The organism is Sphingomonas sp. GW821-FHT12D09 (genome assembly GCF_058807215.1).
In genome coordinates, this window is the sequence record NZ_JBXAQL010000002.1 from 728,173 (window position 1) to 752,895 (window position 24,723).

Consider the following 24,723-nt stretch of genomic DNA (forward strand, 5'->3'; position numbering starts at 1 on the left):
TGTTTACTCGTCCCTTAGTGGGACAGGGGCAGGTCCCTGATTCTCCGAGAAGACAATTGTCTTGCGTGGGCACTTTGGGAGGGGCGTATGGCGGATAGTACTCAACACAAGATTGACCGCAATCGCCCGCCGCGGGTGCAGATCACCTATGACGTGGAAACGGGCGGCGCGATCGAGAAGGTCGAGATTCCCTTCGTGGTCGGCATCATGGCCGACCTGTCGGCGACCGGCCTTGGCGACCATCCGAAGCCGCTCAAGGACAAGTCGCGCAGCTTCGTCGAGATCGACCGCGACAATTTCGGCGAGGTGATGGCCAAGATCGCACCGTCGCTGAAGATAGCCGGCGCACTCGACGAGCAAGGCAATCCGGATGGCGCGGAGCTCCTCCACTTCAAGTCGCTCGAAGACTTCGGTCCGGGTTCGCTGGTCAAGCGGATCCAGCCGATCAAGGACCTCTACGACCAGCGCTCGGCGCTGCGGGACATCCTGACCAAGATCGACAGCAACGACGAGCTGCACACCCAGCTGCGGGAAGCGGTGGTGAGCAACAGCATCCAGAAGATCGGCGACGACGCGGCCAAGCAGCTCGCCGATCTGCGAGCCCCGACGCCCGAGAAGTAAGGGTGCCGCGCCGGCTGCGGCCGGACGGAATTGATCGACGTCCACCGCCGCATGCGATGCGGCAGATGCACTGCGAGATGAGAAAGGGCGATCATGCCTGCTGACAAGCCTGAAGCCGATACGACTGAGACGGCGACCAAAGAGTTGGATCTGAACGCTGTGTTCGTAACGGCGCGTCTGCCGGCCATCGCAAGCGATGAGTCGAAGGAAAGCAAGATCCGCAACCTCAACATGGTCAAGGTCTTTACCGAAACCGTGGAGAAGACCACGCAGGACAAGCAGAAGATCGACCTCTACCAGGTGATTCAGGATCGGATCGACCAACTCGATCGCGACATCACCGAAAAGCTCGACAGCGTTCTGCACGACAAGGATTTCCAGAAACTCGAGGCCAGCTGGCGCGGGCTTTTCTATCTTGTCGACAAGACCGAGACCTCGACCCGGCTCAAGCTGCGTGTGCTCGATGTGAGCCGCAAGGAGCTCCAGGCGGATCTCGAGAAGGCCGTCGATTTCGACCAGAGCGCACTCTTCAAGAAGGTCTATGAAGAGGAATATGGCACGCTGGGCGGCAAGCCTTATGGCTGCCTGGTCGGCGATTTCTATTTCGACCGCTCGACGCCTTCGATGACGTTCCTCAAGAAGCTGGCTTCGGTCGCGGCGGCGGCGCATGCTCCGCTGATTTCGGCGGCGGATCCGATCCTGTTCGACCTCAAGGAGTTCGACGAGCTCGCCAAGCCGCGCGACCTGTCGAAGATATTCGAGTCGGTCGAGATGGCCGAATGGACGGCGTTCCGCGACAGCGAGGACAGCCGCTACGTCACGCTGACACTGCCCAAGGTGCTGATGCGCCTGCCCTATGACCCGGTGGAGAACCCGGTCGAAGGGCTGTCCTACCGCGAGCGGGTGGGATTTCGGCTGCTGCCGGACAATACCGATTTCGACGTCGAGCATGGGGGCGTTGCCAACGACGCCAACGGCAAGCCGATCGACGAGAAGGTGCTTCGGCTCGATCCGCTTTCCGACAATTACCTCTGGGGCAACCCCTCCTATATCTTCGCGCAGCGCATCACCGATGCCTTTGCCAAATATAGCTGGACCGCTGCGATCCGCGGTGTCGAGGGTGGCGGCAAGGTCGAGGATCTGCCGCTGCACAAGTTCAAGACCGTCAATGGCGACCGTGCCGTGATCATCCCCACCCAGGTGGCGATCACCGACCGTCGCGAGAAGGAACTGAGCGACCAGGGCTTCATCTCGCTGGTCTATTGCAAGGACACCAATTACGCGGCGTTCTTCGGCTCGCAGACGGTCAACAAGCCGAAGAAGTTCAACACCAGCTTCGCCAATTCGAACGCCGAGCTCTCGGCGCGGCTGCCCTATATCCTCAACACCTCGCGCTTCGCCCATTACATCAAGGTCATGATGCGCAATCGCATCGGCACGTTCATGACCAAGGAGAATGTGCAGTCGTACCTCACCACCTGGATCAGCGACTATGTCCTCGACAAGGACGATGCGGGCCAGGAGCTGAAGGCAAAATACCCGCTGCGCGAAGCACGGATCGACGTGGTCGACGTGCCGGGCCAGCCGGGCGCCTATAGCGCGACGGTGTTCCTGCGGCCGCATTTCCAGCTGGAAGGGCTCTCCGCATCGCTGCGCCTCGTCGCCGAGCTGCCGCCGCCCGCCGCTGCCTGACGCGCGCCCGCGCGCAGACACAGCAGCAGCCAAATCGCTTGAAAAGGGGCTCTTTCGATGGCCGTCAATGTCTTCCTCAAATTCTCCGAACCGGACATCAAGGGTGAATCCACCGACTCGGCGCATGCCGAGGAAATCCAGGTCCTGTCGTGGAGCCACAGCTTCAACCAGCCGACCAAGGTCACGCGCAGCAGCGCGGGTGGCGGCACCGTCGAGCAGGCGAATCACTCGGATTTCACTTTCTCGAAGTATCTCGACACCGCGACCGACGACCTGCTGAAATATTGCTGGAACGGCAAGCAGATCGGCAAGGCAACGCTCACCTGCTATCGCTCGGACGGCGATAATCAGGCGATCCTCTACCTCCAGATCGACATGGAGGATATCATCATCAGTAATGTCAGCATCGGCGGCGGCCCGGGCGATCTGCCGACCGAGAATATCTCGCTGGCCTATGGCAAGGTGACCTACACCTACAAGTCGCAGAAGCCAGATACGGGTGCGGCGGGCGGGGTCCAGCCGGTGTCGCATGATCTGATCAAGCAGACGGTCGCGTGATCGCAGCATGCCGGTTATCCGCCAAAAGCGCGGTGCGCCGGTATTGCTGTTCGACCGGCTGATCCCGCGCGGGCGGGCAGGGGATTATCGCCTGCGCGCCGCGCGGATGGGCTGGCGCGAAGTCTATGACCGCAAGCAGCTCGAAGCGTCGATTGCCGAGCAGCTTGGCTGGCTGCTCAACACGCGCGTGCCGATCAGCTATGCCGAGATGGATGCGCGCACACGCAGTGGCTCGCGCACTACGATAGACTATGGCCTGCCCGATCTAACCGTCTACCGGGTCGATGATGCCAGCCGCACCGCGCGGCTGGCGCAGCACATCGCCGAGACGATCGCGATCTATGAGCCGCGGCTCGGCAATCCGCGGGTCCAGCTCAGCCCCCGCGCCGATCGCAGCGACGTGCTCGTCGTCGAGATCGCCGGCGACCTCATCCTGGGAAGTGTCACCGTGCCCGTCACCTTCGATTTTCCGATGCAGTTCGATGGACCGCGCGATGGCCACTGATCCCGGGTTCGTCACTTATTATCTGAACGAACTCAACCATCTCCGCCTCGCCGGCACCGAGTTCGCGCGCAGTCACCCCGATCTTGCCGGCGGGCTCGATTTCGCCAGCGCGGAGACCGACGATCCGCAGATCGCGCGGCTGATCGAGTCCTTCGCCTTCCTCACCGCAAAGCTGCAGCGGCAATATGACGCGCAGTTCCCCGAAGTGCCGACGGCCTTGCTCGAGGCGCTGTACCCGCAACTGGTGGCACCGGTGCCTTCGATGGCGGTGGCCCATTTCACGGTCTCGCCCAAGCAGCAGCGCGCGATCGAAGGCGTGAAGGTGCCGCGTCAGACGGGTCTGTACGCTGGCATCGCGGGCGGCGCCGAGTGTCGCTTCACAACCACCTCCATGCTGCAGCTGTGGCCGATCGAAGTGTCGGCGGTGTCGCTGCGCCCGGCGAGCGAGCTGACGCTGCTCGACAATCGCAGCGATGTGCATTCCTGCCTGCGCGTCACGCTCAAATGCCTGGGCGAGCGTAAATTCGCCGATCTCGCGCCGGGATCCCTGCGCTTCTTCCTCGATGGCGACCGCAATGCGCGGTATCGGCTCTACGAACTGCTTACCAATCACCGCATCGAGATTCGCATCGCGCCGCGGGGCAGCGATTCGGCGGCGAAGGTGCCGCGTCAGCCGCAGCTTGGATTGCGCCAGGCCGGGCTGGAGCCCGAAGACGCGATGCTGCCCTATCCCGATACCGCGCATCACGGATATCGGCTTCTCCAGGAATATTTCAATTTCCCCGACAAGTTCCTGTTCCTCGAATTGACGGGCCTCGAGGCCGGCATGCTCGGCGATGCGCAGGAGATCGACCTGCTCTTCTTCCTCGACATCGATCCCGAGGAGCCTCTGGAGCTCGACCGGCGATCGATGCGGCTCAACTGCGTGCCGATGGTCAATCTTTTCCCGCAGACCAGCGAGCCGCTACGGCTCGACCATTTCAGCACCGAATATCTGCTCGAACCCGATCTGCGCGCCGCCGATGTGACCGAAGTGCACAGCGTGCTGCGCGTCACTCGCTCGGCAGGTGCCACGGGTACGCGCAAGAGCGAAGTGGTCTCGCCCTTCTTCAGCCCCGAACCCGATATCGAGGGAGAAGGGCAGTTGCGCTGGATGGCGCGGCGCGCGCCGGTCTCGAACCCCGCGCTGTCCGGCACCGAGATGATGCTGTCGTTCGTCGATCCGCAGATGAACCCGACGGTTGCGGCCGAGGATGTGCTGTTCGCGCAGACGCTGTGCACCAACCGCGAGCTGCCGCGCCACATCACGCTCGCCACGCGCCTGGGGGTCGAGCTCGATCTGCCCAAGGACGACATACGCTGCCTCGCCAAGCCGACCCCGCCGGCCTATCCGCCGCTCGGTGGTGAGAATCTGTGGCGGCTGGTGTCGCAGCTGACGCTCAACAAATGGTCGCTCGAAGGGCCGTCGCGGCTCGATACGCTCAAGCAGGTCCTGCTGCTCTACAGTGGCGCCGATGTCGATGCGCGCAAGCGCCGGCAGATCGAGGGTATCCACGCGCTAGTCACGCGCCCGATCATCCGCCGGCTCGGAGGCTCGCACTGGCGTGGTTTCGTGCGGGGCACCGAGATCGTGGTGAGCTTCAACGAAGAGCAGTTCGTCGGCAACAGCGCGCTGTTGCTGGGATCGGTGCTCGATCGCTTCTTCGCGCTCTACGCCGGGGTCAACAGCTTCACCGAGCTCGCGGTCCGGCGAGCGCATCACAATGAGGATTGGAAACGATGGCCAGCCCGCGCCGGGGACCAGCCAATTCTCTGATCAACCTGCTCGTTGCCGAGCCCTATCGCTTCGACACGCATCAGGCGGTGCGGGTGCTCGAGGCGTGGCGCGTGAAGGCGAAGCTCAAGCCGATCCGCTATCGCAGCAACCTGAGCCTGGCCTTTCCGCTCAGCGATCTCGATTTGGTGCGCCCGGGGAACTCGAACCAGCCGCCCGAAGTGACGGTGAACTATATCGGCTTGGGCGGCGCCACCGGGCCGCTGCCGACGCCCTATACCGAATATGTAAGCGCTGCGGCGCGCCGCGGCCAAGTCGCCGCGCGCGACTTTCTCGACCTGTTCAACCACCGGCTGGTCACCGCCTCGCTCGATCTCGGCAAGCTGTATCGCCCGGCGCTGCAGGCGCAGTATCCGCAGAAGTCGCTGCATGCCGGGCGGCTGCACGCGCTGCTAGGCCTTGCGACCCCAAGCCTGGTCGAACGTGATCCACGGCTCACCGCGTCGCTGCTGCCGCTCGCCGGCCTGCTCAACCAGGCGCCGCTCAGCGCGCATGCGATCGAGCGGGCGGTCTCGTCGCAGTTCGGCGTGCCTGCCTGCGTGACGCCGTTCCGCGGCGACTGGATGGAGGTGCCGGCCAGCCAGTGCACCACATTGGGCCTGGGCGGACGGCATCAGCGGCTTGGGCGCAGCGCGATGCTCGGCGGGCGAGTGTGGGACCAGTCGGCGAATATCACGCTCACCCTGGGGCCGATGCCGGCCGGGCACGCCAGCACTTTCCTGCCCGGAGACGGCGCGCATCTGCGGCTGGCGCGGCTGCTCCGCTTCCTGCTTTCCGACACAGTCGGTGTCGAAGTGCGCCTGCGCGTGAACAAGGCGAGCGTTCATCCCTCGCGGATCGGCAATGGCCGGCGGATGCGGCTTGGATTGAATGCATGGCTTGGTCGCGCGCCGAAACCTGAAACCCACGGCACCTCGGTGATTGTGCTCCGACCCCAGGTCGCGGTACCTCTCAGGCTGACCAAGAGATGATCGCGCTGAAGCCCTTGATCGGCAAGTTGAGCCGGACGTGCAGCGACGCGCTGGAGCGCGCAGCCGGGCGCTGCCTCGCGGCCGGAAATTTCGCGGTCGAGATCGAGCATCTGTTCGGCGAACTGGCGGAGCAAGCCGATTCCGATCTTGCCCGAGCGCTGGACCGCTACAACCTCGACCGGCGCGCGCTGGCCGACGCAATGCGCGCTGCGACACGCCGCTACCCCATCGGCAACAGTGGCAACCCCGGCGTATCGGACCAGTTGGCCGCCGCGGTCGAGAAGGGGTGGGGCGTCGCCTCGATCGATCTTGGGCTCGGGACGATCAGCTCCGCCTGCCTGTTGCGCGCCGCGATCGAAGATGCGGGCCTGCGCGCACGGTTGCTCGACGCGGTGCCGGGCTTCGCCGCGGTGCCGCGCGATCGGCTGGGTGAGGAGCTGGCGGAGATCGTCGCGACGGGACGCGAGGGTGCGGGCGGTTTGCTGGTCGCGGGCGGAATCATTCCGGAGTCAGGGGGCTCGGCGCTCGATGCCTATACGATCGATCTCACCACGCTGGCGCGTGAAGGCGGGCTCGATCCCGTGGTCGGCCGCGATGCAGAGATCGACCAGGTCATCGAAATCCTGATGCGGCGCCGGCAGAACAACCCGATCCTCACCGGCGATGCGGGGGTGGGCAAGACCGCGGTGGTCGAAGGGCTGGCGCAGCGGATTGCCGCCGGCCAGGTGCCCGAGGCGCTGATCGGCGTGGCGGTGCGCTCGCTCGACCTGGGGCTGCTCCAGGCCGGCGCGAGCGTGAAAGGCGAGTATGAGCGGCGGCTGCGCGGGGTGATCGCCGAAGTGAATGGCGCCCCCGATCGCACTATGCTGTTCATCGATGAGGCGCATATGCTGATCGGCGCGGGCGGCGCGGCCGGACAGGGGGATGCGGCCAATCTGCTGAAGCCGGCGCTAGCACGCGGTGGACTGCGTACGATCGCGGCGACGACCTGGGCCGAGTATAAGCGCTATTTCGAGAAGGATGCGGCGCTGGCGCGGCGCTTCCATCCGGTCAAGATCGAGCAGCCCGATGCGGCGACCACGATCACGATCCTGCGCCAGCTGAGCGGGCGGCTGGAGCGGTTCCACGGGGTACGCATTGCCGAGGACGCACTCGCCGCGGCGGCACATCTGTCGCAGCGCTACGTCGCGGAGCGCAAGCTGCCCGACAAGGCGATCAATGTGCTCGATACTGCCTGCGCGCGGGTGGCGATCGCACAATCCTGCCGCCCGCCGGCACTCGATGCCGCCGAGGCGCGCTTGGCCGATCTCACCGCCGAGCTCGACCGGCTCGGCGCCGCTCCCGATGACCGGCTCGACCAGCTCGAGGCCGAACGCGACGAGGTACAGGATACGCGCGACGCGATCGCCAGCCGCTGGGAGCAGGAACGCTATACCTTCGATCGGCTGAGCAAGCTCGAAAAACAGGCCGATGCGGACGATCCCGAGCTGCAGGGTCTTCGCCTGGAGCTCGCCGAGATCCAGCAGGATGCGCCGCTCGTGCCCGTCGCGGTCGATCGCCGCGCGGTTGCCGATGTCGTGTCGGCCTGGACAGGTGTGCCGCTCGACGCGATCCTGGGCAGCGCGAGCAGCACGGCGCGCGACCTCAAGGCACAGCTATCGGAGCGCATCATCGGCCAGGATACTGCGCTCGATACGATCGTGCGGCGCGTCCAGACCTTCCAGGCCGGGCTCGGCGATCCGACCAAGCCGACCGGCGTGTTCCTGCTGTGCGGCCCGAGCGGCGTCGGCAAGACCGAGACCGCGCTGGCGCTTGCCGACCTGCTGTTCGGCGGGCAGCGTGCACTGATCACGGTCAACATGTCAGAATATCAGGCCGCGCATTCGGTCTCCGGGCTCAAGGGCGCGCCGCCGGGCTATGTCGGCTATGGCAAGGGCGGGGTGCTTACCGAAGCGGTGCGGCGCCAGCCCTATTCGGTGGTGCTGCTCGACGAGGTCGAGAAGGCGCATCCCGACGTGCTCGAGATCTTCTACCAGGTGTTCGACCGCGGCATGCTCGAGGACAGCGAGGGCGTGGCGGTGGATTTCACCCACACGCTGATCCTGCTCACGTCGAATATCGGCACCGAGCTGCTCGCCGCGGGCGGCCCGGCCGAAGGGCTGCAGGCCGAGCTGGTCAGGCATTTCGCCCCCGCCTTCCTCGCGCGGCTGGTGCCGGTGCCCTATCGCCCGCTCGCCGCGGCGGAGATCGAGGCGATCGTGCGGTTGAAGCTGGCGCGGGTCGGCGAACGCTTCACCGCGGCACGGCACGGCGAACTGACCTATGATGATCAGGTGGTGAAGGCAATCGCGCATGCCGCCGACCTGACCGACGGCGGCGCACGCAGCGTCGATGCGATCATCGCGCACCAGCTCCTGCCCGAGCTCTCGATCCGCCTGCTCGACCGGCTGGCCGAGGCCGCGCCGGCGCGCGCCGCGCATCTCTCGGTCGGGCCCGATCAACGGCTGCGGATCGACATCTCCCGATGAGTGATACGTCCTGGTCGCTCGAGCTTGCCACGCCGCTCGGCGCAGGCGTGCTGTCGCTGGGCAGCTTCGAGGGCGTCGAGCAGATTTCGGCGCCCTTCAAATTCACGCTCGTCGCCGGAATGGGCGCCACCTATGTGGATCCGTCGCAATTGCTCGGCAAGCCGATCGACGTGACGCTCAAGGGCGGCGACGGCATCGCGCGGGTCTTCAATGGCATCGCCGCGCGGGTATCGCAGGGCAGCTCGCAATGCGTGATCGAGATGCGGGCATGGCTTTGGCTGCTCACTTTGTCGCGCAACCATCGCATCTTCCAGAACCTCGCGGTGAAGGACATCCTGGCCAAGGTGTTCGCCGATTACGGCACCGCGACGATGCGCAGCGATCTCGTGCTCAGCTACGACAAGATCGAATATTGCGTGCAGTATGGCGAGTCCGATTTCGATTTCGTCAGCCGGCTGCTCGAACAGGCTGGCATCGCCTATTATTTCGAGCACAAGGCCGGCACGCACACCATGGTGCTGGTCGACGATCCGGCCAAGTTCCCGGCCTGTCCCAATGCCGCGACGGTGCCCTGGCTGGCGCTGGAAGCGGGCAATGCCTGGCTTACCGATGCGCGCATCGACGATGTGGTGCACGAACAGGCGGTGGTGCCGGCGGGCTACAAGGCGGTGGACTATAATTTTACCACGCCGGAGACGATGCTGCTCGGCACGGTCGGGACCGGCATCGTCTACGAGTATCCGGGCGATTTCCAACTCAAGGCGGATGGTGACGCGGTATCGAAGCGGCGCGGCGAGGAGCTGGCGGCGCTGGCGACGATGATCCGTGGCAGCTCGCCGCTGCGCCATCTCGCGAGCGGGACGACCTTTACCCTGACCGGCCATCCGGCGGACGCGCTTAACGCCAAATACGCGCTGTTTTCGGTGCACCACCAGGCCGAGCGGCGCAGCTATTCCAACCGTTTCGCCGCCTTTCCCGCTACCGTGCCGTTTCGCCCGGCGCGGATCACCCCGCGCCCACGCATCGCCGGCGCGCAGACTGCAAAGGTGGTCGGACCCGACGGCAAGGAGATCTGGACCGACGAATATGGGCGGATCAAGGTCCAGTTCCACTGGGACCGCGAGGGCAAGAGCGACGCCGACAGCTCCTGCTGGGTGCGCGTGTCGCAAAGCTGGTCGGGCAAGAGCTGGGGTGCCTTCACCCTGCCGCGCATCGGGCAGGAAGTGGTGGTGAGCTTCCTCGAGGGCGATCCCGACCGGCCCTTGGTCACCGGTTGCGTTTATAATGGCGACAATCCGGTGCCCTATGCGCTGCCGGACAATCAGAGCCGCACCACGCTCAAGAGCCAGTCGACGCCGAGCGCCGAGGGGTTCAATGAACTGCGCTTCGAGGACAAGGCAGGCGAGGAGGAGATCTTCGTCCAGGCACAGAAGGACCTCAACGTCACCGTGCTCAACAGCAGCACCGAGATGGTCAAGCAGGACCGGACGGTGACGGTGCAGGAGGGCAATGACAGCTTCACCGTGTCCAAGGGCAACTGGACGACGGATGTCTCGACCGGCAACGCCACCCACGGTGTGAAGGGCAATTCGACGGTCACGATCCAGGGCAATGCCGAGGAGACGGTGAAGGGCAACTTGACCCGCACCGTGGACGGCAATGGCGATGACACGGTGAAGGGCAACCTGACGATCAACGTCACCGGCAACGTCACGATCAAGGCGAGCGGATCGGTGAAGATCGAGTCCGGTGCCGACATGTCGCTCAAAAGCGGTGCCAGCGTCGCGATCGAAGCGGGCACCGCGCTGACGCTCAAGGGACTATCGGTCGAATTGACGGGAAGCGCGTCGGGCAAGTTCGATGGCGGCGGAATGCTCGAGCTTAAGGGCGGGATGGTGAAGCTGAACTAGGATCGGTAACGCCTCTTTGCCGCCAGCCATTGGCCCTGCGTCTGGGCGAGCCAGTCGCGCGTGCCCCGCAGCGTCTGTTCGAGCCGCGCGCGTTGGGCAGCTTCCCTACGCGCGCGTTCCTCGGCCTCCTCACGCGCCATCTCTGCCCTGATCAGGTCCACGCGGGTGCCGAGCGTCCCTTTGTTCTTGATCGTGTTCCAGACTTGCTCGGAATCGCGCAGCCAGGCGCGCATGCCCGCCCGGAAATCGGGTGCCTGGCGCATGTTTTCATTTACGTAGGTGTAGTTGAACGTTTCCCAGAACCGATCGACCTCCTGCGCCGTGAGAGCGTGCCGGCGAATGAGTCTGTCGATCGCCGTGACGGCCGTCAGCCTGAGATCGGGCATAGAGAGGCATTCGGCCTTGCTGGCGTTGATCGCGGCCCATTGGCGCTTGACCTGATGCAACAGGTCATAGGAGACGCGGTTGCCCCGGGGCCCGACCTCTTCATCGTCAGTAGCGTCGCAATGGACGATTAGCTGGAGCAGTGCGTCATGTTCGGGCGGGGCTTCCTTGGCAGCACTCTGGCCGCCGCTGCTCGCGCGGAGGATCCAGGCCTTGATCTCGCCGAGCACCTGCTTGCGAGTCACCCAGAGTTCCGTCGCGCCGGTCGTCGAGAAACGAACTAGGCGGGGCCGGAGCCGGTTTCCGACGCTGACACGCTGCAGCCCGGAACTTCGGAGCTCGTCGTCGAGCGCCTTCTGCTTATTGGCCTTGGCGCCGTCACGCCTGCGGATAAGCGACCTAATATCCCCGTCGCTCTGCTCGAACTCATATTTATGGGCAAGCAGTTGCCAGCGCAGCCCTTTGCGTTTGTGGAGGTGCGTGTTCTCCAGATAGACCGTCGCCATGCCGAGCAGGTGCGGAATCTCCAGGATTCCGCTGTTGGTGCCGATCGCTACGGTGTCGGTAGCCATGGCCAGCAGGTTCAGGAAATATAGCTGGGCGTTGACGTCGCCATTGCCGGGCAGGCCGTTGCGCCAATAGGCGACGAGGCTCAGGTCGATGGGCGGCACCGCCATGCCGTCCATCGTCCTGGGAATGTTGATCTCGTCGCCGATGAGCACGAACCGCCGGCTCGGGTCCTTTAGCCGGATCGTGATCATCATCTGGGCAATCATCTGCTCGTTGGTGTCCAGATAGGCACCTGCTCCCACCGCCTCGCCCGATCGGCGGCCCCAGAAGAGCACATATTTGCCCCCGAGCCGGAAACCCTTGCGGAAGAAATAGCGCAGGATCTCGATCTGCACATCGCGTGGAACGCTGCTCTCGATATTGTCGAGAATCTGTTTGGATGCCTCTTGCGGGTTCCTCTTATAGGCATCTCGTACCGCTTGGGTGGAACCGCTGGTCATCGTGTCGAGGGGATGGTCGCTCACCCGAACGCGTTCATCCGCTCTTTCCAGACCTGAGCGCATATAGGCTACGGTCCGTGCCAGCTGGGCCTGCTGCGCGTCGACCAGGTGCGCCTTGGCATCCTCGTCCCTGAGGAAATTGGTGCGGTGCCGGCGATTGTAGATTTGGAAGAAGGTCACGCCGATCAGCTCGGCGTCTTTGCGATACTGGTCTTCGATCGCATCGGGAGCGGCGTAGACGGTCACCGTGGCCCTCGGATTTACGAGCAGTGCGGCTTTGGTGATATATTGCTCACCGGTGAAATGCGCCGGGATCACGAAATCGGGCTTTCGCTGGATCGGCGCGGCCACATGGCGCGTGGGCGACTTCACACTTCCCGACGCCAGCTTTGCCTGCACGGGCCCACGGTGCATCGCCGCGCGCATCCCCAGTCGATCGGCCTCAGCCTCGAGCGCATGGTCCTGCACCACCGACACGCCCGATCCCGGCGTGCGCACGCGGCCTTGGCGTTGCTGGATGACATGGGCCAGTTCGTGTCCGATCAGTTGCTGGCCCTGCACCGAATCCGGCTGATAACGGCCCGGCGCGAAATAAAGGTCGTTGCCCGTGGTGAAGGCGATCGCGCCGATCCGCGCCGCCTGCGGCCCTACATGGATGCGCACGCCCGAAAAGTCCGCATCGAACGCCGTCTCCATCTTGGCTAGCAAAGCGTCCGGCAAGGGCGATCCGCCGCCGCGCGCCAGGCCAAGCTGCACCGGATCGACCGCGAAGCTGCCTGCGCCCCCGAAGCGCTGTGCAACTGCGCTGCCCGCAAAGGCTGGCCGCGGCGGGCCTGCCAGTGTCGGCGCGTTGGCGATTTGGCTTGGTTTGGCCTGCACGGGCGCAGCGATCCGTGCACTGGGCAGCGGCCGTGCGGCGCCGCCGAGAAAGAAACCTTGGATGATCTTGCCGTGCATCCTGTCCTATCCGTGAACGGGGCAGCGCCCGCCCAGTCTTATCCGGCGCTTGCACCGCCCACCGCCGACGCGCTTCGGCTTGTTGCAAACCGTCGTCGCCGGTTTGCCGATCTTGTTTATCCCTATCAAACTGGCCTTGCCGACCGCCTTCGCCGTCGCCTTCTTCTTGCCGAGCGCCGAAATGCCCTTTCGGTTGGCCCGCAACTGCGTCCAGGTCTGGGTCAGATAGTCATATTGTTCCGTGCTCAATGCCTTCGCCACGCCGCGGTGATTGACCGCGATCGTGCTGAGGATGCCCTTGTCGATCGCACCGCCCAGCAATCGGCGCACGGAGGATTCGGATTGCATGCGGACAAAGATGCCCTTTTCGCGCAGCGCCCCGATGCCTGAGATGAAGTTCAGTACGACGCGCGCACTCGAACGGGTGACCGTGACCGGGAAGTCGTAGGGCCGCAGGAACTTGACCCGCAACAGGAACGCGCCCGCCCCGAGATGGTCCGCGAGATAGGTGTGGAATTCGCGGATGGTGGTGACGCAGCCCATGCACGACGAATAGTTGATGATGACGCTGATCACGTGCCGGCCGCCCTGGCCGGTGTTGCCCGTCGACTCGCATCCGATCTCCTCGAGCCAGTCCTCCATTTCGTCATGGCCGCTGGTGTTGAACTGATGCTTGAAGCTCTGGATGCTCCAGTCCTCGGCGTGGAAATTGTCCTTGGTGCCGCGAAAATTTTCGTGGCCGATATGCTCGAACTTCATCCCTGGCCCGGCCTTCTCGTTCTCACCCATCGACAGATATTTGCCGTTGAACTTCAGGAACGAGACGACGCCGGCGCTGTGTTCATGGCCTTTGCTGTCCTTGCCTCCCGCGTGGACGTATTTGTGGAACTTGGGCTTCGTGATGTGACTGTGGTCGCGGTGGGTGGAGCGGCCGGATGCCTTGGACTTTCCGCGCAGCTGCTTCTGGTGCGTGGTCGTCCGATGCTGGGTAATGAGCTTGCGGGCTTCCTTGGTGATCGGGAAAGACGGTTCCTGCATACGCTGGACGGCCGTTCCCGGCGGACTGGCCGTCCGCTGCAGCGCGCCGGGCTGAAAATGCCGTCGTGCCGACGGTCCGGGATGCATCGCCGCGCGCGTGCCCAGCCGGTCGGCCTCCGCTTCAAGCGCGCGATCCGCGACGACCGCGACGCCGGAGCCCGGCGCGCGTACCCGGCCCTGGCGTTGCTGGATGACATGGGCGAGTTCGTGGCCGATCAGCTGCTGGCCCTGCATCGAGTCCGGCTGATAGCGGCCGGGTGCGAAATAGAGATCATTGCCCGTGGTGAAGGCGATCGCGCCGACGCGCGCCGCCTGCGGGCCGACATGTACGCGCACCGTCGAGAAGTCCGCGCCGAATGCCGCTTCCATCTTGGCGAGGAGTGGCGCGGGCAGCGGGGTGCCGCCACCGCGGGCCAAGCCGATCTGCACCGGGTCGACCGGAAAGCTGTTGCTGTCACCATGGCACTGGATCGGCGGTACGCCGGCTTCGCGTGCGACCGGTGGCTGGCCTGGCGCGGTGCGTGCCTGCGCCGGCCTTGCGGCGCCGCCAAAGGCTGCGGGTGGTGGGCCGGGCATGGGCCGGTTCTGTATCGCGCCCGCCATCGGCTTGGGTTGCGCCACGAGCCGCGGATGACCGGTGACGGCAGCCGGAATCCGGCCGCCGATGAAGAAACCCTGGATCACCTTGCCGGACATCTGTCTGACCGCTCCCTTACTTGCGAGGATATCGGATCGGCAGCTGCGACGAAAGCACAGCATGAACGGATTTGAAGCAATGACGGGGCCGTCACCTTTACCGAAGCGCCCCCGCCCCTCTGCCAGGCATCGATTCTTCACTTACCCGGCTTGTAGCTCTTCGGATATTCGCTCTTGGTGGTGAAGACGTCCGGATCGTCCTTGAACATCATGTATTTCTTGCGCGATATCGCATCGATCTTGTTGTGCGGCGGGCTATGCTCGTCGATATAATATTGCTCGGCGACGGCGATGTCGAACTTCGTCAATTCCTTGATGGCATAGAGCTCGCGAACGACGAACGGCCATTCCTCATCGTCGTCGGAGTCATAAGAGCAGGTGCTGCAGACGAACCAGGGCTGGTCCTTGTCGCCGCTGGCATGGGAGATGAAGCGGGCGCCGACATCCTGCTTGTCGACCGTTTTTCCGATATACAGGACCTTCTTCATGTCCATGTCGGTCTTTTTGATCTTGCCCTTGGGGTATTGGGGGTTCTTCCAGATGCCGTAGATCTGGCCGTCATAGGTCTTGGTCGATGCGAAGGACGAGACGCGCTGGATAGATGTCGGGAAGCGGGACTGCGGGACTGGCGCCGCCCTGCGCTGGACTGGCCTTGCGGGCCCCGCCATCCGCTGCATCGCGGCGCGCATGCCCATCCGATCCGCCTCGGCCTCCAGCGCGCGATCTTGCACGATTGCCACGCCCGAAACAGGCGTGCGGACCCGTCCTTGGCGCTGCTGGACGACGTGCGCGAGTTCGTGGCCAATCAACTGCTGGCCCTGCATCGAGTCCGGTTGGTAGCGGCCCGGCGCGAAATAGATGTCGTTTCCAGTGGTGAAGGCGACGGCACCGATTCGCGGCGCCTGGGGCCCGACATGGACGCGCACCGCGGAAAAGTCCGCGCCCAACGCGGATTCCATCTTGGCGAGAAGCGGGGTGGGCAGGGGGCGGCCGCCGCTCCGCGCGAGCCCGAGCCGGGTGGTGTCGATCTCGAAGCTTTCGGCGCCGCCGAAACGCTGAAGCGCTGCGCCGCGGCCGGCATGAGCGGGCGCCGGCGGGCCTGCCAGGGTGTGTGCCGGGGCCTGCGTTTTGCGCTGGAGTGCGACGGCGCGCACGATTCCCGGTGACGGCTGGGCGCGTCCGCCGATGAAAAATCCCTGGATGACTCGTGTCGCCAAGACCGGGCTCCTCGCCGATTTGCGCGATACTAGATTTTTGATCCCAAACGACAAGCTAACTCGTGGGGTATTTCAGGCCGCTATCAACGGTCTGCAGTATTTCGTAATATTTTGTTCAAGTTGAACTTGATTTCTCATAGGTGCGCCAGCCGGATCAGCTCGTCGGGTCAGCGCGCCTTTGGCCCCGGTCGCGCCGGCATCGCCACGCTACGCTGCGCCGTGGCGCCCGCAACACGGATCGCCGCCGCCTCGAGTCGCGGCTGGCCTCTATGGCGTGGCCCTTGCTCGGTGAAGCCGACCTCGCGGTACCAGCGCGTCAGCCGGCCGCTGCCGGTGTCGCCGGAATGGAGCGAGACGCGCGGGCTGCCATGGGCAAGTCCGGTACGTGCTGCCGAGGCGAGCAGCATCTTGCCCACCCCCTGGTCACGATGCGAGGGGTCCACCGCCAGGTCGGTAATGTGCGCGATCGATCCGCCGGTATGGACCATCACCGAGCCGATATCGGAGGCACCGGCCGAGGCCGAAATGCGGAAGCGACCTTGCCCGGCGGGAACGGGCGCCGAGATACGAAACCCGGCTTCGCCCGGCGCCGCGTGACGTTGTACCGGGCTGGCTGCGGGACGCCCCCCGCCGGCAGGGGCAAGCTTTGCCTGGACCGGTGCCGCGCGGTGCATCGCCGCGCGCATGCCGAGCCGATCGGCCTCGGCCTCGAGCGCGTGATCCTGGACTACCGCCACACCGCTGCCCGGCGTACGAACGCGGCCCTGGCGCTGCTGGATGACGTGGGCGAGCTCGTGACCGATCAGCTGTTGGCCCTGCACCGAGTCCGGCTGATAGCGGCCCGGCGCGAAATAGAGATCATTGCCTGTGGTGAACGCGATCGCGCCGATCCGCGCCGCCTGCGGCCCGACATGGACGCGCACCGCCGAGAAATCCGCATCGAATGCGGCTTCCATCTTGGCGAGCACCGACTGCGGCAGCGGCTTGCCGCCCCCACGCGCCAGCCCGAGCTGGACCGGATCGATTTCGAAATTGCCGTTGCCGCCGTGCCGCTGGGCCGGTTGCGCGCGCGGCGCGAACGCTGCGCGCGGCGGCCCGGATGCGCGGGAGGGCGCCTCGGCGCGCTGCACCGGACCGGCAGCCACAAGGCCCGGCATCGGATGCATCCGTCCGCCAACGAAAAAGCCCTGGATCACGCGCTCGGCCATTGCCACTCCAAGAACTGGTCTAGCCCACTATACGCTATTCTGGCCAATCTGACCACTTATCATGAAAAGGGAATGAAGAGCGCTCCTGCGTACTGGTGCCGCTACGCTATCGGTACTTCGTCGTCGCATTACGCGGTGCTGTCGCTGGCATGGGCGTTGGCATTGGGGTGCACGCACCCCATCTGCGCGTCGACCGCCTGAAAGGAAGCACATGCCGCGTCCGCTGAAGATCGATTTCGTGTCCGATGTTTCTTGCCCCTGGTGCATCATCGGCCTGCGCGGGCTGGAGGAAGCGCTTGCGCGGACCGGCGACCTGGTCGATGCGCGGATCCATTTCCAGCCCTTCGAGCTCAATCCGGGCATGGCGCCGGGGGGCGAGAATATCGGCGAGCACATCGCGCGGAAATATGGCTCGACGCCCGAACAGTCGGCGGCGAACCGCCAAATGATCCGAGACCGCGCCGCCGCATTGGGTTTCGCGATGAACAGCTCCGCCGACAGCCGTATCTACAACACCTTCGACGCCCACCGGCTGCTCCACTGGGCCGAGTTGGAAGGGAGGCAGGCAGTGCTCAAACATGCGCTGTTCAAGGCGTATTTCACCGACCAGCAGGACCCGTCGAACCACGACGTGCTGGTCGCCGCTGCCGAGAAGGCAGGACTGGACGGCGCGGCGGCGCGCGAGGTGCTCGCCTCGGGCCGCTATGCCGAAGACGTGCGCGCTGCCGAACAGCTCTGGCAGGGCCGGGGGATCAACTCCGTCCCGGCGATCGTGATCGAGGACAAGTGGCTGATCTCCGGCGGCCAGCCGCCCGAGGCGTTCGAGCAGGCGCTGCGTGAGATCGCGGCGCAGACGGCGGCTTAATAGGCCGGCGGGTTCTGTGAGCGGGCGCGGAATTGCTTCGCGGTCATCCGCAAGCGCACGACATTGCCGTCGACCCAGGCTTCGCGCGGATAGATGCGTCGCAGGAAGAAGATGCGCTCCTCGAGCGTGAAGAAGCTCTTCTCCGCGACATAGGTCTGGCTGGGCTTGGGGATATAGGCAGTCTTGGCGACGGTAACCCCGTCCGACGAAATCACCGCCATGCCGTCCTGCACCGTAATGCTTTCGGATACCGGAGCGGATGCCGCCTGGGAAGCGAGGGTGAGGGCGGAGAAAAGGAGAAGAATACTGTGCACGCGGATACTTTCTGTGGTTTTCCGCGCTCTGCATGTCTCGGCTTCCGCTGACGGCCGTCGCGCGACGAAGGCGGATGCGCCTGCGACGAGTGCCGCCTAGCGCACGCCGAACGTCCAGCCTTCGGTGCGGGCCAGCTCCGGTGTGAGTGCCGCTGGGCTCCATAGCCCGGGATCGTCCGCCACCGCGCGCAGCCAGGCGGCGCTGAGCACCGCATCGGTGGCATGGTCGTCATAGCGCGCGAGCGGCGCGTGCGCCTTCGAGCCTAGCGCGGCGAGCATTTCGTCCAGCGTCGCGGCGTCGCGGATCTTCGATATCCCCTTGCGCATGCCGGCGGTGCGTGCGGCGAGGGCGGTGTAGATCTCGACCAGTATCGGCCCGCGCTCGGGCGGCGGATCGAACGGCCAGAGCGGCACCTTGCCGCGCAGGCGATGCAGCACCCGCATGCCGGTGAGGCTAGACTTGCCGACCTGGCTGGCGCCGACCAGGTTGAAGCAGCTGTAGGGCGACAGGCGCATCGCCTCTTGGCCATGCTCGCATATCCGGAAGCGCCCGCGTCCGGGCGGGAAAAGGTCGCCGCAATCGCCCATCTGGCGGAAATGGCGGCGGGCTTGAGGGTGGTTGACGAAGCTGGTGGCTGCGAGGTGCGGGTCATCGGCGCTTAGTTCATCGACCAGTTTCCAGAGCGCAGGCCCGTCGGGCGGGGACAGCTGCCAGCCGGGAAAATAGGCGCTTTCATCGACAAGCGGGAGGGCAGGGGACAGGTCGAGCCCGATCAGCGCGCGTGTGCCATTGTCGGCGAGTTCGGCGAGCCAGTCGGCGATATCCTGGCGCGACCAATTGCGCTCGACCAGCACGGGTGCGGCCGTTCCGGTCGAAGCGCGGGCGACGGCGAGGCCCTTGGGACGCTCGACCGCCTGGCCCGACCAGTCGATCGCGATGAAATCGGTGAAGGCGGGCATCGCGTTAGAAGAGTCCGTCACCCTGAACTTGTTTCAGGGCCCAACTTTCCACGGGTGACATCCTTTGCGGCGCCTTGGATGCTGAAACAAGTTCAGCATGACGGAGGGGGTTCACGGTCGCTCCGCCATCCCCGCGGCGATGCGCTGGGGTTTCTTGGCGCGGTCCCACCAGGCGCGCTGGATATAGAGCTCGATCCGCTCGCGGCTGTCGGTGCCGTAGCGGACCAGCAACATCGGATAATTGGCGTAGTGGTCGGTCTGCCAGAAGGTGTCCGGATCGGTCTCGAAAAGGATTTCCTTCTCCGCGTTGGCGACCATCAGCCCGAAGCTGCCCTTTTCCCGGCCGGGCGACATCAGGCCCTTGCCGTTGATCTTGGGGCAGGGCGTGCCCCACCAGCTTTCCATCACGACCTCCGGCAGAGTGCAGGCGAAGGTGGTGACGTCTTCCCAATCTTTCACGGACCTACCCTTCCTTCGTCATCCCCGCGAAGGCGGGGGTCCAGCGTAACGGGCGCTGTGGCTCTTGGCTCTGGATCCCCTCCTTCGCGGGGATGACGGGAGAGGAGACGAGGGCGCCGCGAAAAGCGACCGGGCTCACCCATCGCGCCGTTTCTCCCGCATCTCGTTCCACCACGCGATTCGCTCGGCGATGCGCTTTTCGTGGCCGCGCTCGGTGGGGGTGTAGAAATTCTGAGGTGCCATCTCGTCGGGCCAGTAATTGTCGCCCGAGAAGCCGCCTTCGGCATCATGATCGTAGGTGTAGCCCTTACCATAGCCGATGTCCTTCATCAGCTTGGTCGGCGCGTTGAGGATGTTCTGCGGCGGCATCAGCGAGCCGGTTTCCTTCGCGCTGCGCCACGCCGCCTTCTGCGCGGTGTAGGCCGCGTTCGATTTGGGCGCGGTGGCGAGGTAGAGACAGGCCTGCGCGATCGCCAGTTCGCCCTCGGGGCTGCCGAGGAACTCATAGGTGTCCTTGGCCGCGAGACACTGGACCAGCGCCTGGGGATCGGCCAGGCCGATGTCCTCCACTGCCATGCGCACCAGCCGGCGCAGGAGGTAGAGCGGCTCCTCGCCGGCGGTGAGCATGCGCGCGAGATAATAGAGCGCGGCGTCCGGATCCGATCCGCGCACCGACTTATGGAGCGCCGAGATCAGGTTGTAATGCCCCTCGCGATCCTTGTCGTAGACTGCGACGCGGCGCTGGAGGAAATCGCCGAGCGCGGCGGGGTCGAGCGGTTGCTCGAAATGGACCGAGAACAACGTCTCGGCCTGGTTGAGCAGGAAGCGGCCATCGCCGTCCGCGCTCGCCACCAGCGCATCGCGTGCATCGGAGGTGAGGGGGAGTGGAGTCCCTTCGGCAGCTTCGGCGCGATCGAGCAGTCGCGTCAGCGCAGTGGCGCCGAGCCGGTGAAGGATCAGCACCTGCGCCCGGCTGAGCACGGCGGCGTTGAGCTCGAAGCTGGGATTTTCGGTGGTAGCGCCGACCAGGGTGACCGTGCCGTTCTCGACATAGGGCAGGAAGCCGTCCTGCTGCGCGCGGTTGAAGCGGTGGATCTCGTCCACGAAGAGCAGCGTCTTGCGGCCGAGCCGGGCATATTCCTTCGCCTCGGCGAACACCTTCTTGAGGTCCGCCACGCCCGAGAACACCGCGCTGATTGCAACGAAGCGCAGGCCCACCGCGTCGGCGAGTAGCCGCGCGATCGTGGTCTTGCCGGTGCCGGGCGGGCCCCAGAGGATGATCGAGCTGAGCTTGCCCGCCGCGACCATCCGCCCGATCGCGCCTTCCGGACCGGTAAGATGCTCCTGTCCGACGACATCGGCGAGCTGTTGCGGGCGCAGGCGGTCGGCGAGCGGACCATTCAGCGGCGTCGCATCGGCGGGGTTGGGCTGTTCCTGGGCAGCAAAGAGATCGGCCATTTCCCGAAGATAGGCGCAGCGGACGAATTCTGCATCCCAAGCTTTGACCAAACGCAATTGGCGGTGCCGCCTGAGGGTGCACACTGCCGGCAAAGGAAACGGACGATGGACTATGACGTCATCATCGCAGGCGGCGGCCCGGCGGGCCTGGCCTTTGCGCGGTCGCTGAACGACATGGGGCTGGAGACGCTCCTGGTCGAGCGCCAGCCCTATCCCGCGCTGGCCGACCCCGCCTATGACGGGCGGGAGATCGCGCTGACCCATGGCTCGCGCGCCATTCTCGAGCGGCTGGGGGCGTGGCAACGGATCGCCGAGACCCGCGTCTCACTGCTCCGGGCTGCACAGGTGCGCAACGGGCGTTCGGCTTTCGCGCTGGATTTCGACGCCAGGCCGGCGGGCGAGGCGCTCGGCTGGCTGGTGCCTAATCACCTGATCCGCCGCGCATTGTTCGAGACGGTGGCCGAGCAACCTGGACTGCGTCTCGCCTGCGGGTCGAGCCTGGTCTCGGCGCGGACCGAGCGGCGCTTTGCCGAGGCGAAGCTGTCGACCGGCGAGACGGTGCGCGGGCGGCTGCTCGTCGCGGCGGATTCGCGCTTCTCGCCACTGCGCGATGCGCTGGGCATCGCCGCCGAGGTCAACCGGCTCGGCCGTTCGATGCTGGTATGCCGCGTCGCACACCCCAAGCCGCACGATCAGGTCGCCACCGAATGGTTCGGCCACGACCAGACGATCGCGCTGCTGCCGCTTAATGGCGGCCTGTCCTCGGTGGTGCTGACGCTGCCCGACGACGAGATCACCCGACTGGCCGGCCTTTGCGACACCGCGCTGGCGGTCGAGCTGACGCGGCGTTCGGCGAACCTGCACGGGCCGATGGAGATCGCCGGCTTGCGCCATGTTTACCCTCTGGCGACGACTTGGGCGAAGCACTTCGGTGCGCACCGTGCGGCGCTGATCGGCGATGCCGCAGTCGGCATGCATCCGGTGACCGCGCACGGCTTCAACCTGGGGTTGAGCGGGCAGGCGTTGCTCGCGGCGCAGCTGGGCGAGGCGGCGCGGCGCGGGCGCGATCCCGGCAGTGATGCGGTGATCCGTGCCTATGAGATGCGACACCGCGCCACCGCCCGCCCGCTCTATCTCGGCACCAACGCGCTGGTGAAGCTCTACACCGACGAGCGCCCGCTCGCCCGCGCCGCCCGCCATGCCGGCCTTCGTCTCGGTACGCGGTTACCGATCTTCCGATCGCAGGTGCGGGGGATGTTGATGGCGCGATAAGGGACTTGTAAAAAACAGTCTAAGATATATCTTGTGCGCATCAAGAGTCGTACAAGGAGTATTTATGCGACATCATCATTGCGGCCAGCGTGGCATGCATTTCGGCCGCCGCGGCGGCTTCGGCGGAGGCGCCGACTTCTTCATGGCCTTCGGACGCGGCCATGGCGGCTTCGGCGGGGAGCGTGGAGAGCGTGGCGGTCGCCGCCGGGTGTTCGACGGCACCGAGCTTCGCCTTGTCCTGCTCAAGCTGATCGAGGAGCAGCCGCGTCACGGCTATGACCTGATCCGCGAGATCGAGGAGCGTTCGGGCGGCGCCTATGCCCCGAGCCCGGGCGTGGTCTATCCGACCTTGACCATGCTCGACGACATGGGCCTGATCGAGGAGAGCAAGAGCGAAGGCGCCAAGAAGCAGTTCGCGATCACCGACGCCGGCACGGCACATCTCGCCGAGCGGACCGAGGAAGTGGCCGCGCTGTTCGAACGGCTCCAGATGCTTGGCCAGGAGCGCGAGCGCACCAGCGGTGGCCCGATCCGCCGCGCGATGGGCAATCTTCGCGCCGTGCTGCAGGAGCGTCTGAGCGCCGACGGCGTTGATCCCGAGACTTTGCACGACGTCGCCGAGATCCTCGACGAAGCCGCGCGGAAGATCGAGCGGCTCTGAGCCTTTGCCCAGGCTAGAACTATTGCGGCGGCGGCTCGGAATCGTGCCGCGGCCGATGGAGACGAAACACATGACCATGACCACGCTTTCGGCCGAGACGCTGGCGCCAACCGAACATGCCAGCCGCTACCTCCAGCAGCTGTGCAAGCATTGGGAGCATAATCTCCAGGTCGAGTTCACGCCGGAGAACGGCACGGTGATCTTCCCCAGGGATGCGCGCGGCGCCAATCACCCGGGCGACGCGGTGGTGACCTTCAACGTCGCCGAAACCGGGCTCGATATCCGCATCGACGCCAGCTCGGCCGAGCAACTCGATGGGCTGAAGGGCGCAGTGGAGCGGCACCTCGACCGGTTCGCCTTCCGCGAGGAAGGGTTGAAATACGACTGGAAGTGAGGCCTCCCTCTCCCCTCAGGGAGAAGGACTCAGCTTTCGCGCCGCTCTAGCGCTTCCAGATAGGTGTCCAGCACCTTCTGGTTGATCGAGTTCCAGTCATAGGCAGCGGCGATGCGGTGGCCGGCCTCGCCGGCGGCCTTCCGGGCGTCGTCATCCTGGCAATAGAACTGGATCGCGTCGGCATAGCGGCCGGCGGCGCCCTTGCCGGGCTCGACCAACAGGCCGTTCACGCCTTCCTGGACCAGCCCGACCGGGCCGGTTGCCCGCGCGGCGACCACGGCGACGCCGGCGGCCATAGCCTCCAGCGTGACGTTGCCAAAGCTCTCGGTTACCGAGGGGTTGAAGAAGATATCCATCGAGGCGACCGCGCGGCCTAGATCGTCGCCCGCCTGGAACCCGGCGAACACCGCTTCGGGCACGCGCTCGGCGAACCATTCCTGCGCCGGGCCCTTGCCGATCACCAGCACCCGGTGCTTCACGCCGCGGCTCTTCAGGTCGGCGATCACCTCGGCGAAGATGTCGAGGCCTTTTTCGAGCACCAGCCGGCCGAGGAAGCTCACTGCGACTTCATCGTCTTGGATGCCCAGGCTGCGGCGCCATTCGTTGCTGCGCTTGCCGGGGTTGAACCGCGCATGGTTCACGCCGCGCGACCAGATGTTCATCGGCACCTTCACGCCCCAGCCGCGCAGCATGTCGGTGAGCATCGGGCCGGTGGTCACGACCGCGTCGAAGCGGTTGTAGAAACGCGTCAGCAGCTTGATCAGCGGCTTTTCGAGGAAGCCGACGCCGTAATAGCGCGGGTAGGTCTCGAAGCGAGTGTGGAGCGAGGCGACCGAGGCGATGTGGTTGCGCCGCGCCCAGCGCACCGCGGCATGGCCGAGGAACTCGGGCGCCGAGACATGGACGATGTTCGGCGCGAACGCCTTCAGATCGTCGCGCACCTGCTTGGGCAGGCCGAGCGCGAACTTGTATTCGTCGCGTCCGCCCGGGACTGGGAGGGCGGGCACGCTGACCAGGTCGCCCGTGGGCGGGAAGGCTGGGGTATCGGTGGTCGGCGAATAGACGCGGACCTGTGCGCCCTGTTCGAGCAGGAACCCGACAAGCAGGTTTAGCGCCTGGTTCGCGCCATCGCGGACATAGTTATAGTTGCCGCTGAACAGCGCGACGCGGAGGTCGGTGGGCTTCATGTCGGGCGCGATACCGCTCGCGGG

General features: G+C 65.4%; 21 protein-coding genes. 12 read left to right on the plus strand and 9 right to left on the minus strand.

Annotated features, from left to right (window positions below; genetic code table 11):
• The first annotated feature begins 87 nt into the window (after positions 1-87).
• The 8 genes from tssB to AC1RPL_RS13455 all read left to right on the plus strand — a co-directional run bounded on the left by tssB (position 88) and on the right by AC1RPL_RS13455 (position 10,619).
• A complete protein-coding gene (gene tssB / locus AC1RPL_RS13420; protein ID WP_493069787.1) occupies positions 88-621 on the plus strand; it encodes a type VI secretion system contractile sheath small subunit in 534 nt (177 codons plus the stop codon).
• Between the two features lie 144 nt (positions 622-765).
• Positions 766-2,313, plus strand: a complete 1,548-nt coding sequence (tssC, locus tag AC1RPL_RS13425; RefSeq protein WP_493069788.1) for a type VI secretion system contractile sheath large subunit — start codon at positions 766-768, stop codon at positions 2,311-2,313.
• Positions 2,314-2,370: 57 nt separating this feature from the next.
• Entirely contained in the window at positions 2,371-2,871 is a 501-nt protein-coding gene (locus tag AC1RPL_RS13430) for an Hcp family type VI secretion system effector (protein WP_493069789.1), read from the plus strand.
• 7 nt (positions 2,872-2,878) lie between these two features.
• Positions 2,879-3,376, plus strand: a complete 498-nt coding sequence (tssE, locus tag AC1RPL_RS13435) for a type VI secretion system baseplate subunit TssE (protein WP_493069790.1) — start codon at positions 2,879-2,881, stop codon at positions 3,374-3,376.
• On the plus strand, positions 3,366-5,192 hold the full coding sequence (tssF, locus tag AC1RPL_RS13440; RefSeq protein ID WP_493069791.1) for a type VI secretion system baseplate subunit TssF: 1,827 nt from the start codon (positions 3,366-3,368) through the stop codon (positions 5,190-5,192). Before tssE ends, tssF begins: the two co-directional genes overlap by 11 nt.
• Positions 5,156-6,181, plus strand: coding sequence for a type VI secretion system baseplate subunit TssG (tssG, locus tag AC1RPL_RS13445; RefSeq protein ID WP_493069792.1), 1,026 nt, complete (start codon positions 5,156-5,158; stop codon positions 6,179-6,181). Before tssF ends, tssG begins: the two co-directional genes overlap by 37 nt.
• Positions 6,178-8,709, plus strand: coding sequence for a type VI secretion system ATPase TssH (gene tssH, locus AC1RPL_RS13450; protein WP_493069793.1), 2,532 nt, complete (start codon positions 6,178-6,180; stop codon positions 8,707-8,709). The genes tssG and tssH overlap by 4 nt, the downstream gene beginning before the upstream one ends.
• Positions 8,706-10,619 (plus strand): type VI secretion system Vgr family protein, encoded by a 1,914-nt coding sequence (locus tag AC1RPL_RS13455; RefSeq protein WP_493069794.1) that lies wholly within the window; start codon positions 8,706-8,708, stop codon positions 10,617-10,619. The genes tssH and AC1RPL_RS13455 overlap by 4 nt, the downstream gene beginning before the upstream one ends.
• On the opposite strand, the gene AC1RPL_RS13460 is transcribed toward AC1RPL_RS13455, so the two are convergent.
• The 4 genes from AC1RPL_RS13460 to AC1RPL_RS13475 all read right to left on the minus strand — a co-directional run bounded on the left by AC1RPL_RS13460 (position 10,616) and on the right by AC1RPL_RS13475 (position 17,129).
• The gene (locus AC1RPL_RS13460; RefSeq protein ID WP_493069795.1) at positions 10,616-12,970 is read right to left on the minus strand and encodes an eCIS core domain-containing protein; all 2,355 of its coding nucleotides are present in this window, start codon (positions 12,968-12,970) and stop codon (positions 10,616-10,618) included. The two genes, AC1RPL_RS13455 and AC1RPL_RS13460, sit on opposite strands and share 4 nt — an antisense overlap.
• A gap of 6 nt (positions 12,971-12,976) precedes the next feature.
• Positions 12,977-14,704, minus strand: a complete 1,728-nt coding sequence (locus tag AC1RPL_RS13465) for a DUF4157 domain-containing protein (protein WP_493069796.1) — start codon at positions 14,702-14,704, stop codon at positions 12,977-12,979.
• A gap of 137 nt (positions 14,705-14,841) precedes the next feature.
• Positions 14,842-15,921 carry a DUF4157 domain-containing protein gene (locus AC1RPL_RS13470; RefSeq protein WP_493069797.1) on the minus strand — a complete coding sequence of 360 codons (1,080 nt, stop codon included), beginning with the start codon at positions 15,919-15,921 and terminating at the stop codon, positions 14,842-14,844.
• Between the two features lie 167 nt (positions 15,922-16,088).
• Positions 16,089-17,129, minus strand: coding sequence for a GNAT family N-acetyltransferase (locus AC1RPL_RS13475; RefSeq protein ID WP_493069798.1), 1,041 nt, complete (start codon positions 17,127-17,129; stop codon positions 16,089-16,091).
• A 211-nt stretch (positions 17,130-17,340) separates the two neighbouring features.
• Between AC1RPL_RS13475 and AC1RPL_RS13480 the strand changes: the two genes are divergently transcribed.
• Entirely contained in the window at positions 17,341-17,994 is a 654-nt protein-coding gene (locus AC1RPL_RS13480) for a DsbA family oxidoreductase (protein ID WP_493069799.1), read from the plus strand.
• Here AC1RPL_RS13480 and AC1RPL_RS13485 read toward each other — a convergent pair.
• From AC1RPL_RS13485 to AC1RPL_RS13500, 4 genes are all read right to left on the minus strand, one after another.
• Positions 17,991-18,308, minus strand: coding sequence for a hypothetical protein (locus AC1RPL_RS13485; RefSeq protein ID WP_493069800.1), 318 nt, complete (start codon positions 18,306-18,308; stop codon positions 17,991-17,993). The two genes, AC1RPL_RS13480 and AC1RPL_RS13485, sit on opposite strands and share 4 nt — an antisense overlap.
• Positions 18,309-18,404: 96 nt before the next feature.
• On the minus strand, positions 18,405-19,268 hold the full coding sequence (locus AC1RPL_RS13490) for a hypothetical protein (protein WP_493069854.1): 864 nt from the start codon (positions 19,266-19,268) through the stop codon (positions 18,405-18,407).
• Positions 19,269-19,379: 111 nt separating this feature from the next.
• Positions 19,380-19,727, minus strand: a complete 348-nt coding sequence (locus AC1RPL_RS13495; RefSeq protein ID WP_493069801.1) for a hypothetical protein — start codon at positions 19,725-19,727, stop codon at positions 19,380-19,382.
• Positions 19,728-19,862: 135 nt separating this feature from the next.
• Positions 19,863-21,185 (minus strand): replication-associated recombination protein A, encoded by a 1,323-nt coding sequence (locus tag AC1RPL_RS13500; RefSeq protein ID WP_493069802.1) that lies wholly within the window; start codon positions 21,183-21,185, stop codon positions 19,863-19,865.
• Between the two features lie 105 nt (positions 21,186-21,290).
• On the opposite strand from AC1RPL_RS13500, the gene ubiM reads away from it, so the two are divergent.
• From ubiM to AC1RPL_RS13515, 3 genes are all read left to right on the plus strand, one after another.
• Complete coding sequence (ubiM, locus tag AC1RPL_RS13505; protein ID WP_493069803.1) at positions 21,291-22,457, plus strand: 5-demethoxyubiquinol-8 5-hydroxylase UbiM; 1,167 nt, start codon at positions 21,291-21,293, stop codon at positions 22,455-22,457.
• A gap of 64 nt (positions 22,458-22,521) precedes the next feature.
• Positions 22,522-23,118: a PadR family transcriptional regulator gene (locus tag AC1RPL_RS13510; RefSeq protein WP_493069804.1), complete on the plus strand. Its 597-nt coding sequence runs from the start codon at positions 22,522-22,524 to the stop codon at positions 23,116-23,118.
• A 70-nt stretch (positions 23,119-23,188) separates the two neighbouring features.
• Entirely contained in the window at positions 23,189-23,512 is a 324-nt protein-coding gene (locus AC1RPL_RS13515; RefSeq protein WP_493069805.1) for a DUF2218 domain-containing protein, read from the plus strand.
• Between the two features lie 29 nt (positions 23,513-23,541).
• On the opposite strand, the gene AC1RPL_RS13520 is transcribed toward AC1RPL_RS13515, so the two are convergent.
• Positions 23,542-24,699, minus strand: coding sequence for a glycosyltransferase family 4 protein (locus AC1RPL_RS13520; RefSeq protein ID WP_493069806.1), 1,158 nt, complete (start codon positions 24,697-24,699; stop codon positions 23,542-23,544).
• Positions 24,700-24,723: the final 24 nt, after the last annotated feature.